The 15,116-nt window shown below is 56.1% G+C and carries 15 protein-coding genes and 2 tRNA genes; 11 read left to right on the top strand and 6 right to left on the bottom strand.

Annotation, left to right across the window (positions count from 1 at the left end):
• Positions 1-135: 135 nt before the first annotated feature.
• Both ABJN86_RS14985 and ABJN86_RS14980 read right to left on the bottom strand, forming a co-directional pair.
• The gene (locus ABJN86_RS14985) at positions 136-882 is read right to left on the bottom strand and encodes a hypothetical protein (RefSeq protein WP_348363162.1); all 747 of its coding nucleotides are present in this window, start codon (positions 880-882) and stop codon (positions 136-138) included.
• A gap of 440 nt (positions 883-1,322) precedes the next feature.
• Positions 1,323-1,412 (bottom strand) — tRNA-Ser (locus tag ABJN86_RS14980).
• 222 nt (positions 1,413-1,634) lie between these two features.
• On the opposite strand from ABJN86_RS14980, the gene ABJN86_RS14975 reads away from it, so the two are divergent.
• The 7 genes from ABJN86_RS14975 to ABJN86_RS14945 are packed head-to-tail and all read left to right on the top strand — an operon-like array spanning position 1,635 to position 8,006.
• The gene (locus ABJN86_RS14975; protein WP_348363164.1) at positions 1,635-2,546 is read left to right on the top strand and encodes an SPOR domain-containing protein; all 912 of its coding nucleotides are present in this window, start codon (positions 1,635-1,637) and stop codon (positions 2,544-2,546) included.
• Between the two features lie 25 nt (positions 2,547-2,571).
• Positions 2,572-3,741, top strand: coding sequence for a D-alanyl-D-alanine carboxypeptidase family protein (locus ABJN86_RS14970; protein WP_348363166.1), 1,170 nt, complete (start codon positions 2,572-2,574; stop codon positions 3,739-3,741).
• Positions 3,738-4,367 carry a dTMP kinase gene (gene tmk / locus ABJN86_RS14965; protein WP_348363168.1) on the top strand — a complete coding sequence of 210 codons (630 nt, stop codon included), beginning with the start codon at positions 3,738-3,740 and terminating at the stop codon, positions 4,365-4,367. Before ABJN86_RS14970 ends, tmk begins: the two co-directional genes overlap by 4 nt.
• Positions 4,364-5,488 carry a DNA polymerase III subunit delta' gene (locus tag ABJN86_RS14960; RefSeq protein WP_348363169.1) on the top strand — a complete coding sequence of 375 codons (1,125 nt, stop codon included), beginning with the start codon at positions 4,364-4,366 and terminating at the stop codon, positions 5,486-5,488. The genes tmk and ABJN86_RS14960 overlap by 4 nt, the downstream gene beginning before the upstream one ends.
• 11 nt (positions 5,489-5,499) lie before the next feature.
• Positions 5,500-6,285, top strand: a complete 786-nt coding sequence (locus ABJN86_RS14955) for a TatD family hydrolase (RefSeq protein ID WP_348363170.1) — start codon at positions 5,500-5,502, stop codon at positions 6,283-6,285.
• Positions 6,282-7,076, top strand: coding sequence for an MBL fold metallo-hydrolase (locus tag ABJN86_RS14950; RefSeq protein ID WP_348363171.1), 795 nt, complete (start codon positions 6,282-6,284; stop codon positions 7,074-7,076). The genes ABJN86_RS14955 and ABJN86_RS14950 overlap by 4 nt, the downstream gene beginning before the upstream one ends.
• A complete protein-coding gene (locus tag ABJN86_RS14945) occupies positions 7,077-8,006 on the top strand; it encodes an AEC family transporter (RefSeq protein WP_348363173.1) in 930 nt (309 codons plus the stop codon). It abuts the gene before it with no gap.
• Here the strand turns inward: ABJN86_RS14945 and ABJN86_RS14940 are convergent.
• Positions 7,996-8,577, bottom strand: a complete 582-nt coding sequence (locus ABJN86_RS14940) for a Hint domain-containing protein (RefSeq protein ID WP_348363174.1) — start codon at positions 8,575-8,577, stop codon at positions 7,996-7,998. The two genes, ABJN86_RS14945 and ABJN86_RS14940, sit on opposite strands and share 11 nt — an antisense overlap.
• A 252-nt stretch (positions 8,578-8,829) precedes the next feature.
• On the opposite strand from ABJN86_RS14940, the gene ABJN86_RS14935 reads away from it, so the two are divergent.
• Positions 8,830-9,792 carry an autotransporter outer membrane beta-barrel domain-containing protein gene (locus tag ABJN86_RS14935; RefSeq protein ID WP_348363176.1) on the top strand — a complete coding sequence of 321 codons (963 nt, stop codon included), beginning with the start codon at positions 8,830-8,832 and terminating at the stop codon, positions 9,790-9,792.
• Positions 9,793-9,841: 49 nt separating this feature from the next.
• Here the strand turns inward: ABJN86_RS14935 and ABJN86_RS14930 are convergent, their stop codons facing one another.
• The 3 genes from ABJN86_RS14930 to ABJN86_RS14920 form a co-directional block, all read right to left on the bottom strand.
• Complete coding sequence (locus ABJN86_RS14930) at positions 9,842-10,171, bottom strand: ArsC/Spx/MgsR family protein (protein ID WP_348363178.1); 330 nt, start codon at positions 10,169-10,171, stop codon at positions 9,842-9,844.
• An 86-nt stretch (positions 10,172-10,257) separates the two neighbouring features.
• Positions 10,258-10,344, bottom strand: a tRNA-Leu gene (locus tag ABJN86_RS14925).
• Between the two features lie 129 nt (positions 10,345-10,473).
• Positions 10,474-11,838: a peptidoglycan-binding domain-containing protein gene (locus ABJN86_RS14920; protein WP_348363179.1), complete on the bottom strand. Its 1,365-nt coding sequence runs from the start codon at positions 11,836-11,838 to the stop codon at positions 10,474-10,476.
• Between the two features lie 70 nt (positions 11,839-11,908).
• Here ABJN86_RS14920 and lipB point away from each other — a divergent pair, with 70 nt between their 5' ends.
• From lipB to ABJN86_RS14905, 3 genes are all read left to right on the top strand, one after another.
• Complete coding sequence (lipB, locus tag ABJN86_RS14915; RefSeq protein WP_348363764.1) at positions 11,909-12,601, top strand: lipoyl(octanoyl) transferase LipB; 693 nt, start codon at positions 11,909-11,911, stop codon at positions 12,599-12,601.
• Between the two features lie 167 nt (positions 12,602-12,768).
• Positions 12,769-14,439 carry a cytochrome c oxidase subunit I gene (ctaD, locus tag ABJN86_RS14910; RefSeq protein ID WP_348363180.1) on the top strand — a complete coding sequence of 557 codons (1,671 nt, stop codon included), beginning with the start codon at positions 12,769-12,771 and terminating at the stop codon, positions 14,437-14,439.
• A 6-nt stretch (positions 14,440-14,445) separates the two neighbouring features.
• On the top strand, positions 14,446-14,985 hold the full coding sequence (locus tag ABJN86_RS14905) for a DUF2244 domain-containing protein (RefSeq protein ID WP_348363182.1): 540 nt from the start codon (positions 14,446-14,448) through the stop codon (positions 14,983-14,985).
• The last annotated feature ends 131 nt before the right edge of the window (positions 14,986-15,116 follow it).

Genomic DNA, 15,116 nt, shown 5'->3' with positions numbered 1-15,116 from the left:
CCCATAAATAAACTGTATTAACGCCCTACCATTACAAACGCACAACTCGCTAACAACCTCAATAACACACTGACTTAAAACCATTTTCAGGTAGCCGCGTGATGAATAATTCCTAGCTGGTCTTTTGAAATTTCTCTAGGTGGCAGGTGGGGGATCGTGGAAAGTTTCCCCTTTGGCGCTCATCATTTTAAGCGCCACAATCCACTCCTTCAACGTCACAGAACGCCATGACGACAAGAAAATTTTGAAGCTATGACGCGTACCAGCCCGCGCGATCACATAGCCACCACTTTCAGTCCGCGAGATAAACCCCTGCTCGATCATTTTGGAGTATTGCTTGTGAATAACGCTGTAGGAAAACCCTGTTCGCGCTGCCGCATCTTTGATCTTCACCCCTTGCGAGTCTGCCTCCCACTCAATGACCTTTAGCCCAGCGATGTAGGAAAACTCCATCTTCACAATACGAGCCAACCGGTCCAACGAGAGTATGAACATAAAGTAAGCTCGCAAAGGTGCCTTGCCACCATTCACCTTGAAGAAACGATACAAAAAATGGCGCACATCAGGGTGAATTTGCCTTTGCCAGTGACGCACCCTACGAAAGCACACCCTCCAGCCGTAGTCCGACAACGAGAACCCGTTGCCATGACGCTCGTACTCGCCGCGCTCCACCCCTTTGTTCATATAATCTCTGATGATAGCACGGTCCATCTGCGCGGCATTCGCCAAACCCGAGATCGTCCAAGGCACGTCAGAAAACGCCATAAGATAGATTTCAATGATGCACTTGTTGCGCACCAAACCAGATTTGGTCAGCGCGGCAATGAGTTCCAAGCCGACCAACTCAATTCTGCGCCGGCGTACTGTATTCTTGAAGTTCAATGATCGTCTCTCGCACTACTTGTATAAAACCGTGCCGAAATATCTGGCGGTCTGCAAGGTCCCTAATCTTTATCCTGCACGCCATCATCACATCAGACATGCGGCCCTTCTTATATGTATTCAGCTAAGTACCAATCCCATTCGTTGGGAAGAGTTGGCAGGTTCGACTTTCCTTAACTGGGAGCCTTAACGTTAAAACAATCAGTGCTTGTTTCTTGGCGCGGTTTAGAAAGCTCGCACTGGCGTCTTCGTTCTTCTAACGGTTGAAGCTCTCGGGGCGCGAATGGGTGCTAGCGTTACCCCAATTGGAACCTATGCGACCCGTCGCATTCCCTTTGGGAGAATTGACAAGGAATACTGATAGCCCCAAATCACGCAAATCAAATTAGGGGATATAAGCGCCAAATATAAACTTAATAAATTGACAAATTAAGCCAAAATGGCGGAGGAGGTGGGATTCGAACCCACGGTAGACTTTCACCTACGTCGGTTTTCAAGACCGGTGCATTCAACCACTCTGCCACTCCTCCGACGGTTACGACTTAGCTGGGCATTTTTGATTCTGGAACCCCTAGGTTGCGTTCTTTCCTCACGCCAATTTTCGCCGACAGACCAAGGGACTACTTTGCAAAATCAAGTTTATTTACTACTGTGCACGAAAGATGACCGTTCGTAGGCGGATGGTCGCGTGTAAAGTCGTAACAAGCGACGGGTAAAGCGCCCTAAAGGGCGTCGGGGCAAAGGGCAGTATAATGGGTCACAAATCTACAATGTCACGCAGTTGGAGAATTGCAATTCTACTGGGTGCTACAACGGCACTTGCAGCTTGCGAAGACGGCCAAGGCTTTGATTTTTTAAAGAAAAAAGAAACTAGTGAGATCGCATCTTCGGATGTAGAAACCAGCGGAAGCGTCAATACCGTTGAACGCGAAGTCGAAGCGCCAGATGTATTTCAAACCAATGAAGATGGCCTTTGGGACGGTCGCCCGTCGTTGGGTGGTGTGTGGGTTGCCTTCCCTGGCGTCAAAGACCCTGAGCGCGTCGTTATCCGCAACTTGAGCAACAACAAAACCGTAATTGGCGCTCTATTCCGTCGCGAGCGGGATAATCCTGGCCCAAAACTGCAACTTTCTTCTGACGCAGCCCAAGCTTTGGGCATGATCGCGGGTCAGCCGACAAAAATGAGCGTGGTTGCGTTGCGCACCGAAGCCGTTCCAGTTGCACAGCCTGCGATATCTCAACCCGCCGGTGATGAAAGCTTGCCTGCTCCCGACACCATAGAGGCCCAATCGCTTGACCCGATCGATCCGGTTGAACAAGCTAAAGCCGCGCTCGATAAAGTCGCAAAACCGGTTACACCTGTACCTGCAGTTACTACCCCCGCCGTCAAACCTACCCCTGCGGCGGCACCTGCGCGCAAATCATCTAGCTTGGACAAGCCATTCATCCAGATCGGGATTTTCTCGGTCAAAGCAAATGCCGACAATACAGCCACATCTTTGCGTGGAATCGGCATCCTGCCATCTGTAAAAGAGGGCACCAGCCAAGGTAAAAAGTTCTGGCGTGTGATTGTTGGGCCTTCCAGCTCATCATCAGAACGCGCTACACTGCTTAAGAAGGTTAAAGAGTTGGGCTTCAATGATGCCTATTTCGTTACAAACTAGATCAAGACCAACTTAAGGATCCGTCATGAGCATCCGCGCTGCCTCGCTTATCGCCGCCCTATCGTCCGCTATCTGCATGAGCTTTGCCGCTCATGCGTTTGATACGTCAGCAAAATCCGCCATCGTGCTAGACTTAAGCACCGACCTGACCTTAATGGAGAAGAACGCCGATATGGCCCTTCCTCCGGCGTCTATGTCGAAACTTATGACCTTGAACATGGTGTTTGAGGCCTTGGAAGACGGGCGTTTGTCGTTGGACCAACGCCTGCCCGTCTCGCAACACGCGCAGAACTACGGCGGCTCGACAATGTTTCTCAACACACGCGACCGTGTGTCCGTTGAAGAGTTGATCCGAGGCGTAATCGTCCTGTCCGGCAATGATGCCGCCGCTGTTTTGGCCGAAGCGATCTCCCCTGATGGGACTGAGCGTGGCTTCGCTCAGATGATGACAGAGCGCGCGCAAGACCTAGGGATGACAAATTCCACCTTTGCCAATTCCAACGGCTGGCCTGCCCCTGCACAACGCATGTCCATGCGTGACTTGTCGATCTTGGCCAAACGCCTGATCCAAGTTTACCCGCAGTATTACGGCTACTTTGCCGAGACCGAATTCGCCTTTGACAACCGCGCGCCTGATAATCGCTTCAACCGCAACCCACTGCTCAAGCTGGGCATCGGGGCGGATGGCTTGAAAACCGGCCACACAACAGAGGCTGGCTACGGGCTTGTCGGCTCAGCCAAGCAAGGCAACCGCAGGATCATATTTGTGCTGTCTGGCCTCACCTCCCCGCAAGACCGCGCAACGGAAAGCGAACGCATCACCAACTGGGCCTTCCGCCAATTTGCCGAGCAACAGCTGGCCGAACAAGGCGTGGTTATTGCCGAAGCCGAAGTCTGGATGGGCACTGCTGCAAATATTGGCATGGCCGCGACGCAAGACATCAAAATTCTGGTTCCGGTGTTGAATAAGGACGGCGTCAAAGCAAAAATTCAGTATCAAGGCCCGCTGGAGGCTCCGATCACCGCAGGCGACAAGATCGCCGAGTTGATCGTGAATGTCCCCGGCATCGGGGACGCGACCCATGACCTTGTCGCCACAGAGACCGTCAACAGTGGTGGCTTCATGGTTCGCGTGCGCACCGCGGCAACCGTGTTGTTCCGCCAGCTCACTGGACAGGCTGCGACTTTGTTTTGAGCGGAATATTTTTGACATTTGAGGGCATTGATGGCTCAGGCAAGTCAACGCAATCACGTCTATTGGCCGGTCACCTAGAAGCTGCGGGCTTTGAGGTGGTGCTCACGCGCGAACCCGGCGGCTCACCTGGTGCGGAAGACATTCGCCGCCTGCTTGTTGAAGGGGAACCTGGGCGCTGGTCCGCCGAGACCGAGATCTTGCTGTTCACCGCCGCGCGCCGCGACCATCTGGAACGCCTCATCACCCCTGCCCTAGAGGCCGGTAAAATCGTTATCTGCGACCGCTTCGCCGACAGCACCCGCGTCTACCAAGGGGCTACGCGCGGTGACCTGCGCAGCACCGTCGATACGCTGCACGATCAGATGATTGGGCGCGAGCCTGACCTGACGCTGATCATCGACATGGACCCCGACATAGCACTAGAGCGTGGGCTAGCACGTGGCTCTGGCGAAGACCGCTTCGAGGACTTCGGGGCCGAATTCCAACACAAACTTCGCGCGGGCTTTCTGGGGCTGACCTCGGAGTTCCCCAATCGCACCAGCCTGATCGACGGCACCAAAGGGGCACAGGATGTGGGCAATGACATCGCGGCCGTGGTTGATGCATTTCTGGCAGACCGCGCATGAGCGACGACGGCCTCCCCACCTCCGACCAGATCGACGGCGCGCCGCACCCGCGCGAAACCGCCATGCTTATCGGTCAGGACATGGCACAATCCAACTTCCTTGAGGCCATCAACGGGGACCGCCTTCATCACGCTTGGATGATTACCGGACCGCGCGGCGTGGGCAAGGCGACCTTGGCGTGGAAACTGGCGAAGTTTTTGCTGGCAAATCCCCCAGTTGATCCAAACGATATGTTCGGTGCCCCGCCCCCACCGACGACGTTGGAGATTGATCCAAACCACCCGATTGCGACCCGCATGACTGCGGGCAGCGAGCCTGGGTTGTTCGTGCTCAAACGCCCATATGACGCGGACAAGAAGAAGTTCAAACAGCAGATCACCGTCGACGAGGTGCGCAAGCTGAAAGGGTTCTTCTCCCTCTCTGCCACCGAAGGCGGACGGCGGATTGTAATCGTGGACGCGGCTGACGACATGAACGTCTCTGCCGCCAATGCCTTGTTGAAGGTGTTGGAGGAGCCGCCAGCGGACGCTTTGCTATTCCTGATCAGCCATCAACCTTCGCGCCTGTTGCCCACCATACGGTCACGTTGCCGTGAATTGCGCTGCGTGACGTTGGATGCAGATAAGATGTCTGGCGCATTGAGTGCGACCGGCGCGGACGTTGGCCCCCATAGTGCCGCCTTGGCGGAATTGTCGGGCGGATCTGTTGGTGAGGCATTGCGGATGCTCAACCTTGGCGGGCTGGAGGTGTACTCCGATCTGGTCGCCTTGGCCGCCACCTTCCCCAAGCTGGACCGCACGATGATGGTGGCTTTGGGCGAAAAAGCCGCCGCACGTGGGCAAGACGCCCGATATGAATTGATGCTGCGATTGGCAGATGTACTCCTGTCGCGTTTGGCACGCGCAGGCTTGGGCATCCCGCTAACCGAGGCCGCCCCTGGTGAATTAGCAATGCTGGCACGCCTATCGCCTAATGAGAATGCGGCGCGTGCATGGGCCTCCGTGTCGGCAAATATTTCGTCACGAGCACAGCATGGGCGTTCGGTGAACCTTGACCCTTCCGCGCTGGTCATTGATATGGTTCTGGCAATGAACGAGGTGGCTGCGAAAACCGCGGCCTAACGAGGCCAAGAATGAGCACCCCCGAGATAACAGACAGTCACTGCCACCTTGATTTCCCCGACTTCGACGGGGAGCTGCCAGAGGTGATCGCCCGCGCCCATGAGGCCGGTGTTACGCGCATGGTCACCATCTGCACCAAGCTGCGCCTAGAGCCACAAGTGCGCGCCATCGCCGAAGCCCACCCATCGGTTTACTACGCCGCTGGCACCCACCCGATGAGTGCCGCAGATGAGCCGTTGGCCACGGTGGACGAATTGCTGGCCCTTGCCAAGCACCCCAAGTTCGTGGGCATCGGCGAGACGGGCTTAGATTACCATTACTCTGCCGAGAGCATGGACATCCAAAAGGAAAGCCTGCTGGTCCATATCGAGGCCGCGCGTCAAACCAAGCTGCCCCTGATCATTCACGCCCGCGCCGCTGACGACGACATGGCCCGCATTCTGGCGGACGAGCATGCCAAAGGCGCCTATACTTGCGTGATGCATTGCTTCTCGTCTTCAAAGGAATTGGGGCAAGCGGCTGTGGACTTGGGCTTCTATCTGTCGATGTCCGGAATTGCCGCCTTCCCCAAGTCTCAAGACCTGCGCGACATCTTCGCAACCGCGCCGCTGGATCGCATTTTGGTAGAGACCGACAGCCCCTACCTTGCCCCGCCCCCCTACCGCGGCAAGCGTAACGAGCCGGGCTATTCCGCCCACACGGCAAAGGTCGGCGCGGAGGTCTTCGGACTGGACTACGCCGAGTTCGCCGCCCAAACACAGGCCAACTTCGAGCGCCTTTTCTGGAAGGCCGCATGAAGCGCCGCTTCACCATATTGGGCTGCGGCTCTTCTGGTGGGGTGCCGCGCCTTGGCGGGCATTGGGGCGATTGCGACCCGAACAATCCGAAGAACCGGCGCAGACGTTGCTCCCTTCTGATCGAGCAGATCGGCCCGAACGGCACCACATCGGTGCTGGTCGACACCTCCCCCGATTTGCGCTCCCAACTGTTGGACGCAAATGTCGGCCGCTTGGACGGGGTGGTCTACACCCACGCCCACGCGGACCACGTCCACGGCATCGATGACCTGCGCATGGTCGTCTACAACATGAAGGAGCGGTTGACGGCTTGGGCCGATGAGGAAACGTCACAGAGCCTTTTGTCGCGCTTTAGTTATATATTTGTGCAACCCGTGGGCTCCCCCTACCCGCCGATTGTGACGCTGAAGCCCATCAAGGGCCTCATTGAAGTCACTGGCGCTGGCGGCACCATTCCCATCGCGCCGTTCAAAGCGAACCATGGCACCATCGATGCCCTTGGGTTCCGCGTTGGTGGTGTGGCCTACCTGCCCGATGTCGCTGATTTCTACGACGAGACATGGGCCGCCCTTCAGGGCTTGGATTACTTCATCATCGACGCCCTGCGCCGCACCCCACACCCAAGCCATTCGCATTTGGAAAACACGCTGGGGTGGATAAAAACACTGGCCGCCAAGAACGCCATCATCACCAACATGCATATCGACCTCGACTACGCCACGCTTGAGGCCGAGACCTCCGACCACATCACCCCCGCTTACGACGGCATGACCATCGAGGTCGACGTCTAGATGGGCGCATTGCTAGAAGTCATTTTGCCAGTTTTCCTTGTGATCGGCGCGGGCTTCTTGGCGGTGAAACGCGACCTGTTCTCGAATGAGGGCGCAGATGCGTTGATGAAGTTCACCCAAACCTTCGCCATCCCCTGCCTGCTGTTTCGCGGGATATCAGAGTTGGAACTGGGCACGTATTTTGAACCTCGCTTGCTGGTCTCCTTCTACCTGCCAGCCCTTGTGGGCTTTATCCTTGGCACCTTGGGCGCGCGCTTGATGTTTGGCCGCCCTTGGGAAGACAGTATTGCGATCGGGTTTTGTTGCCTCTTCTCGAACTCCGTCCTGCTGGGCCTGCCGATTACCGAGCGTGCTTACGGTGCGGACGCCTTATCACCGAACTATGCGCTAATCGCTATCAACGCGCCGTTTTGCTACGCGGTTGGCATCACGTCGATGGAGATTGTGCGCAACAAAGGCCAAGGCATGTGGCCCACCGCCAAGGCCGTATGGCGCGCGATCACCCATAATGCGCTAATCATCGGGATCACCTTGGGGTTCATTGTGAACATCACTGCCCTGCCCCTGCCTGGGGTGCTAACGGATGCGATTGATCTGATGATCCGTGCCGCCTTGCCGGCCGCGATCTTTGGGTTGGGCGGCGTTCTCGCGCGCTACAAGCTAGAGGGGGACATAGGCCCCGTGATCATGATTTGCGCGTTGATGCTGATCATCCAGCCCAGCCTGTCTTGGCTGATTGCGGGTGGCCTTGGGCTGACAACCGGTGCGTTCCGGTCCGTGGTGCTCACCGCAGCCATGGCACCGGGGGTGAACGCCTATGTGTTCGCCAATATGTACGGCGTCGGCAAACGGGTGGCGGCATCAGCGGTGCTGATCTCAACCGCGCTGTCCGTGCTTACGCTATGGGTTTGGTTGGCGGTTATTCCTTAGTGTAGGAGCGCAACAAAACCTGTGCTTCGTGGTTCTCAAGCGGTGGGAATGCCAATTTACCGTTGCTTTGTGCCGTAGCTGCTTTTGGGTCCAGCTGCGCACTTTCGACGGGGACACGTTCCGCGAAGATGATGTGATGCGCGTCAAATCCTAGATAGCCGTAGCGGGCCATGCCCCCCACATCACGCGTGACTGTCACGCCGTTGACGAAATCACGGGCAGCGACCAGCACCTCCCATTCGCCGAACAGCAAGTCCGCTTGCCAACCAGCGAACCGAATGCGGTGGTTGGCAGTTACGCATAGGTCATGCTCATTGTTCAAGGTACCCGCTTTGAAGCGGATCGGGGCCGCGTCGTCCAATGCCTCAAACCGCTTCACCCCCATGGACCGGATGGGTTGCGCCCCGTGGTCCAATGTCTCCACCATGTCGCCGACTTTCAAGTCTTGGATCAGTTTGTCACCCAAGGGCGTCAGAATTTGCGTCCCCAATGCAAAGCTAGGGCTTTGACGTCTTGCACGTGAAACTGGCAGCACGGTCGCACCTGAAAAGTGAACTTGTAATTGCGACATTTTAATTCCTTGGGTGAAAAACTTTGAAATAAATTAGCGGGGAATTCTGTCGCAATGGCGACGGCAACCCCGCCAAGCATGTCAATTCCATGGCAAATCTTCATTGTCAGGAAAAACTCTGTTTCCAAATTGGAACCGAGCCCGCCGGAAATCGCTTAATGGGTCACGCATAATCATACTGTCAAACAGACTATAGGTAACGGAACCGTGATGGGGTATAATAGCTCATCTTTCCAACCAAGGTTTATTGCAATGCATTCTCATATTATGATCCGCAGCGTCTGCGTGTCCCTGTGCACAATGACATCAGCTTCGTTGGTGACATCGGCGGCAAATGCCCAAATGGTGACCCAGCAAGACTACCCTCGCCTTGAGTATAGCGACGCCACCGTCGGCAACACCTTCCTGACCTACCGCAATGTAATTGCTCAACGTCGCCGAGGCACCTCCCAGCCAGCCGTTCGCCAAGACAGCTCTGAAGCTGCAGCGTGGAACGGGATTTCATCGGTGTGGGTGTCAGCAGATACAAAGCAACTCAACGGCACCTATACAGGCGAATCCGCCAATCTGATCTTCGGGGTTGATGCGCTTTTGGGAGATTCCTTCATTGTCGGCATAATCGGTGGGTACAACGACTCCTCTGTCGATTTACCGGGAGGCCAGCGCGTCAAAGCTGAGGGTTTCTCGATTGGCCCCTACTTCTCGGCGCGCTTGTCAGATAACCTGAGCCTTGATGGCTTTATCGGCTTCGGAAATCCGGATTACGATATCGATGGTGGCCAGTTCTCTGGGGACAAGACATTCGGCAACCTGACCCTTAGCGGCAGCATCCCTCTAGAAAAAGCCGAGCTGTCACCTTTCATCAGCGTGGCCTCTGTGCGTGAAGAACTGCCTGCGTTTAGCAGCGTTGCACCCGTTGTGGCCTATGCCGCGACCGAGATCAAAAGCTTCGTGACAACCGTCGGGACCGGCATCCACTTTGATGCCGTGGACAAGGGCAACCTAACCTATCTGCCCAACGCAGGGGTCGAGATTGACTACGTGCGCAATGATGACGGCTTTGGCAATGTCGACAGCTTCACGACCCCGCGCGTCAGCGGCGGCGTGACCATCATAAGCGACGTCGGGGCTTTGAACATCGGGGCAAACGTGTCGCGCACATCAGAAGGCACCACCACTGTCGGCGCTAGTGCCGCGTACTTCTGGCAGTTCTAAGTCATTTGAAAGGCAGGGTATTCGCCATGGGTTTGGCGGGTGCCCACCATCACTCTGCGAGGACCGCGGCCTCGACCGTGTCGTCCCACCCTAAGTAAAGCGCATCGCCGTCTCGGATAACCGGTCGGGCCATCACCTTGGGCTTGGCTGCGATCTGGGCCTCTGCCTCGGAGTTCTTTAGCCAATCATTAAGCGCGCGGTAGTCGTTGGTTTTGCGGTCAACCAGCCGATCGCCGAACTCATTGATCAGCTCGGCCAATTCATCTTCACTTAACGGGTCCGCACGGACATCGCGGAACTCTACTGTCTTGCCTGCTGCTTCAATGGATTTCCGCGCGCGCTGGCAAACCGAGCATGTGCTCAAACCATAGATCAACATGTCAAACTCTCCCTTTACGACGTCTTAGGCACACTCTTGCACAAAAGCGGGCAAAGCAACGGGAAACGTAATTTTTAACGGGGATATGGTGCGGTCGGAGGGACTCGAACCCTCACTCTTGTTACAGAACAGCGACCTCAACGCTGCGCGTCTACCAATTCCGCCACGACCGCAAAATCATAGGGATGTGGGCGGCGTTCTAGCGTGGGTCTTCGCCCTTGTGAAGCGCTAAATCACATCAAATGAAAAAGGCCGGATGTGTATTACACATCCGGCCCCCAGATTATTGTAAATTGCCGCGCCTATGGCTCGACTTTGAAGATCGGCAAAGCCGACGCGGGCTGCACTTGCGGCACCGCATTGGTGTTGTTTGCCAATGACATCGAGGCGTTGCGCAGCAGTGAATTGCGCTCTGGCTGACCCGGTGCAAAGACTGGCGTCGCACCGTTCTCGATGGCTTTGAGCCCCTGATCATACCAAGGCAGCGCCAAGTCAGAGCGTTTGGAAACCCCGAACCCCTGCGCCAAGTGGTGCCCCAAGAGTTCGGAATACACCTGTTCACCCAACACAGTCAGCAACAAGGCCGAGCCGATTGCCACATCCATATTGTCAGTTCGGTAACCAACGGACAGGCAAATCTTCGCGGTGCCTGCCAATTGGACTGGCGACATGCCCGTGCTTAGCACGAAGCCCGATACATCCTGCATCACGGCCGTATGCGGCTTAAGCGACGTCGCGGCCACATGCTCTTGCAACGCGGGGCCGAACCCTTCGCATTGCCGAGCGATTTGATCGGGGGTGAAGCCTTGGATTTTGGCAGACAGCTGCTCCCCTTCGGCGATGGCGTAGGTCCGCGCGAGACAGAATTGCTCGTTCAGCGCCAAGTTGGAGTCGACCATTGTCTCAGTGGTCATAAAACCACCGTTGGTCGAAGTCAGCAAAGATACCTGATTACAATGCGACGCCAACGACACGGCGGTGGTTTGCCCCATAAAGTTAGGCAGTCCCTCTGAGAGCGCGCTCCCCGCGGATCCAGCGCCAGCAACAGCAGTTACGGTTGTGGTTGTTGTCGTAGTCCCACCACCTAGCACCTGCGGCTGCAAAACCTGAGGTTGAGGTGCTACAACCACTGTCGTTGCGGGAATTTGTGGCGTTGGAGTTGCCACACCAGCCGCTTCATTGCGGTAGCGGGTCAAAAGGCCACGCGGACCAGTTGGGCTGGCTGCGATCAATTGCGAGGTTGCGACGCCTCCCGACAAAGCGCGGCTATAGCTTTGCAGCAGGAAGTTCTTCTCATAGTCGGTCAGCTGGCCCGTTGCCGCATACCCCATATGAGCCTGATAATTGGAAATAGCAGCGCGAGAGTTTCGCCCCAATACTCCGTCCGGTGTGCCCGCTGGGAATCCGAAGTAATTCAGAGATGTCTGAATATCGCGGCGCTCTTGGCGTATATACGAGGGAACGGCGGCCCTTTGCGGCTTTGCCTTCTTGTATGTTCGCTTTTTCACGACACGCTTTTGCTTACCAGCGTTTCGCACGACAGCTGAGCCAACCACCCCTGCAACAATGCCCGCAGCGAAGTCACGACCGTCTGCGGCCACGCGGCTAGCGGGTATGGCGATCATGGCCGTAGCGGCACAAGCCATTGTAATATTTTTAAAAAACATGCAAATCCTCCAAGTACAGATAAAATAATTGCCCTAAGATAACATGCTTCACCGGAAAATCTCGTGAAAAATACGTGCAAAGCCAACAAAAAAAGGCCGTTCTAACATGGTAGAGTGGATCACAACTGACGGGCTAACCGACTACGCGCAAGCCGTGGAGTTCATGGAGCAGCGCGCCAATGCCATCCATCAAGGCCTAGAGTCTGAGTGCATTTGGCTCGTCGAGCACCCACCGCTCTATACCGCCGGCACCTCCGCTGACAGCGCCGATCTCGTATCGCCTGACCGCTTTCCTGTGCATGAGACCCGCCGCGGTGGACAATATACCTACCATGGCCCCGGCCAACGGGTGGCCTACGCAATGCTGGATCTGAACAAGCGCGGCCGCGATGTGCGCAAATATGTGCAAAACCTTGAGGCGTGGGTCATCGACACCTTGGCCGAGTTCAGCGTGACGGGTCATATCCGCGAAGGTCGCGTCGGCGTTTGGGTGGAGCGGCCGGAAAAGCCGCTGAACCCAGACAGTACGTTGGCTGAAGACAAGATCGCCGCCATCGGGGTACGCCTGCGCAAATGGGTGACCTTTCACGGGCTGTCGATCAACGTGGAGCCTGACCTAGAACATTTCAGTGGAATCGTTCCGTGCGGAATATCCGAGCATGGGGTCACCTCCCTTGTGGATTTGGGGCTACCGGTTACGATGAACGACGTTGATGTGGCCTTAAAATCAAGCTTTGGACGCGTTTTTGAGGGTGAAGTCTAAAAAGCCGCACAGAATGCGACATTTTGCGCCTCCTGCGGCAGCTTGCTACATTGCCCCCGCGCACTAACGCCTCTAAAACGACCAAACAATAAACGGGGCGACTCTGCCCTGCCTTTAGCGTGGGGACTAACGGCCCTACCGAAAATGAGTGGAAACGGGAGAAACGCATGGCGGACGCAGCCATCCAGGAACATGACCACGACGAACGGGGCTTTTTCACCCGTTGGTTCATGTCCACAAACCATAAAGATATCGGGATCTTGTATCTCTTCACCGCCGGCCTGATGGGCTTGGTATCCGTTCTCTTCACCGTTTACATGCGGTTGGAGCTTATGGAGCCCGGCGTGCAATACATGTGTCTCGAAGGCGCACGTCTGACAGCTGCGGCTGTTGCGGACTGTACCCCGAACGGCCACCTGTGGAACGTTTTGATCACTGGCCACGGCATCTTGATGATGTTCTTCGTCGTGATCCCTGCCCTGTTCGGCGGCTTTGGCAACTACTTCATGCCACTGCAGATCGGCGCGCCTGACATGGCGTTCCCGCGTATGAACAACCTATCCTACTGGATGTATGTGGCTGGCTGTTCCTTGGCTGTCGCATCCCTGCTGACACCTGGCGGCAACGACCAGCTTGGCTCCGGCGTTGGCTGGGTGCTTTACGCGCCGCTGTCCACTTCCGAGCAAGGCATGTCCATGGACTTCGCCATCTTCGCGGTTCACCTCTCGGGTGCCTCCTCGATCCTTGGCGCGATCAACATGATCACCACGTTCCTGAACATGCGCACACCCGGCATGACGCTGCACAAAGTGCCGTTGTTTGCTTGGTCCATCTTCGTGACCGCATGGCTGATCCTTCTCTCCTTGCCAGTTCTTGCTGGTGCGATCACCATGTTGCTGACAGACCGTAACTTTGGCACCACCTTCTTCCAAGCAGAAGGCGGCGGCGACCCGATCTTGTACCAACACCTGTTGTGGTTCTTTGGCCACCCAGAAGTGTACATCATCATCGTTCCGGGCTTTGGTATCATCTCCCACATCATCGCGACCTTCTCCAAGAAGCCGGTCTTTGGCTACTTGCCAATGGTCTACGCGATGGTTGCAATTGGCGCGCTTGGCTTCGTCGTGTGGGCGCACCACATGTACACAGTCGGCATGAGCCTGTCGCAGCAGTCCTACTTCATGATGGCCACTATGGTGATCGCGGTGCCTACCGGCGTTAAGATCTTCTCGTGGATTGCTACCATGTGGGGCGGCTCAATCGAGATGAAGACGCCAATGCTGTGGGCCTTCGGCTTCTTGTTCCTGTTCACCGTTGGTGGTGTAACCGGCATCGTGTTGTCGCAGGCTGGCATCGACCGCGCCTACCACGACACCTACTATGTTGTGGCGCACTTCCACTACGTGATGAGCTTGGGCGCCGTGTTCTGCATCTTCGCGGGTATCTACTTCTACCTGCCGAAAATGTCGGGCCGCATGTACCCTGAGTGGGCTGGTAAGCTGCACTTCTGGATGATGTTCATCGGTGCGAACATCACCTTCTTCCCGCAGCACTTCCTTGGTCGCCAAGGCATGCCACGTCGCTACATCGACTACCCAGAGGCCTTTGCCTACTGGAACTACGTGTCGAGCTGGGGTGCGTTCTTGTCCTTCGCGTCGTTCATCTTCTTCATCGGTGTCATGGTCTACACGTTGACCAAAGGCCGCCGCGTGACTGAGGCGAACCCGTGGAACGAATATGCGGACACACTGGAATGGACACTGCCGTCCCCTCCACCAGAGCACACGTTCGAAATTCTGGCGAAGCAGTCGGATTGGGACAAAGGCCATAGCCACTAAGCGGCCATGCCTATTGAACCTATAAACCTACCTGAAGGGGCCTCGGATTATCCCGAGGCCCTTTCGTCGTATCAGGGCCAAGCCCCGCGCTACCGCGTGCTGCTATACCCTCACCGCTCCCTGCCCCGCAGCGGTTTCGTTTTCTTCATTGCCGCGACCTCCGTCATGCTGTCCTTGCCAATGCTTGCATTGATCAACACGTCCGTGTTTTGGGGCATGCTCCCCTTCATGGTCATCACTGTGGTCGCGATCTGGATGTTCCTGATGCACAGCTACCGCAGCGGTCAACTGGTCGAGGAGCTCAGCCTTTGGCCAGACCGCATCACCTTGGTTCGTCGCAACCCCAATGGTGAATTGCAATCTTGGGAGGCCAACCCATATTGGGTAGAGCTCACATCCCATGACAAACCCGTCCCCAATTACCTAACCTTGCGCGGTGGCCCGCGTGAGGTAGAGCTAGGCGCATTCCTGCCCGCAGACGAGCGCGAACAGCTAAAAGAAGAACTAGAGAACCAGCTTCGGCTCCTTGCTGTAGAACCTCGCTAACTTGCAGGGTTCGTCGCAAAACCTGTTGGCCACCCTCATGTGGAACGACCACATTTACCCCAACTATTCCGCTTCCCAGGGATGGCAAATTTCACATTTCTTTACAAAATCGATAATTTATTCGTAAATTA

Origin of the sequence: Litoreibacter sp., from assembly GCF_039974535.1 — a bacterium.
GTDB lineage: Bacteria > Pseudomonadota > Alphaproteobacteria > Rhodobacterales > Rhodobacteraceae > Litoreibacter.
The sequence above is the reverse complement of the archived record's forward strand: the minus strand, read 5'-3'. Positions and strand labels throughout refer to the sequence as shown.

Excerpts from the sequence above, each read along its gene's own strand:
- ABJN86_RS14935 (WP_348363176.1), top strand. The coding sequence starts at position 8,830 with ATGCATTCTCATATTATGATCCGCAGCGTCTGCGTGTCCCTGTGCACA.
- ctaD (WP_348363180.1), top strand. The coding sequence starts at position 12,769 with ATGGCGGACGCAGCCATCCAGGAACATGACCACGACGAACGGGGCTTT.
- ABJN86_RS14930 (WP_348363178.1), bottom strand. The coding sequence starts at position 10,171 with ATGTTGATCTATGGTTTGAGCACATGCTCGGTTTGCCAGCGCGCGCGG.
- ABJN86_RS14955 (WP_348363170.1), top strand. The coding sequence starts at position 5,500 with ATGAGCACCCCCGAGATAACAGACAGTCACTGCCACCTTGATTTCCCC.
- ABJN86_RS14960 (WP_348363169.1), top strand. The coding sequence starts at position 4,364 with ATGAGCGACGACGGCCTCCCCACCTCCGACCAGATCGACGGCGCGCCG.
- ABJN86_RS14905 (WP_348363182.1), top strand. The coding sequence starts at position 14,446 with ATGCCTATTGAACCTATAAACCTACCTGAAGGGGCCTCGGATTATCCC.
- ABJN86_RS14950 (WP_348363171.1), top strand. The coding sequence starts at position 6,282 with ATGAAGCGCCGCTTCACCATATTGGGCTGCGGCTCTTCTGGTGGGGTG.
- ABJN86_RS14975 (WP_348363164.1), top strand. The coding sequence starts at position 1,635 with ATGGGTCACAAATCTACAATGTCACGCAGTTGGAGAATTGCAATTCTA.
- ABJN86_RS14945 (WP_348363173.1), top strand. The coding sequence starts at position 7,077 with ATGGGCGCATTGCTAGAAGTCATTTTGCCAGTTTTCCTTGTGATCGGC.
- ABJN86_RS14970 (WP_348363166.1), top strand. The coding sequence starts at position 2,572 with ATGAGCATCCGCGCTGCCTCGCTTATCGCCGCCCTATCGTCCGCTATC.
- ABJN86_RS14940 (WP_348363174.1), bottom strand. The coding sequence starts at position 8,577 with ATGTCGCAATTACAAGTTCACTTTTCAGGTGCGACCGTGCTGCCAGTT.
- ABJN86_RS14920 (WP_348363179.1), bottom strand. The coding sequence starts at position 11,838 with ATGTTTTTTAAAAATATTACAATGGCTTGTGCCGCTACGGCCATGATC.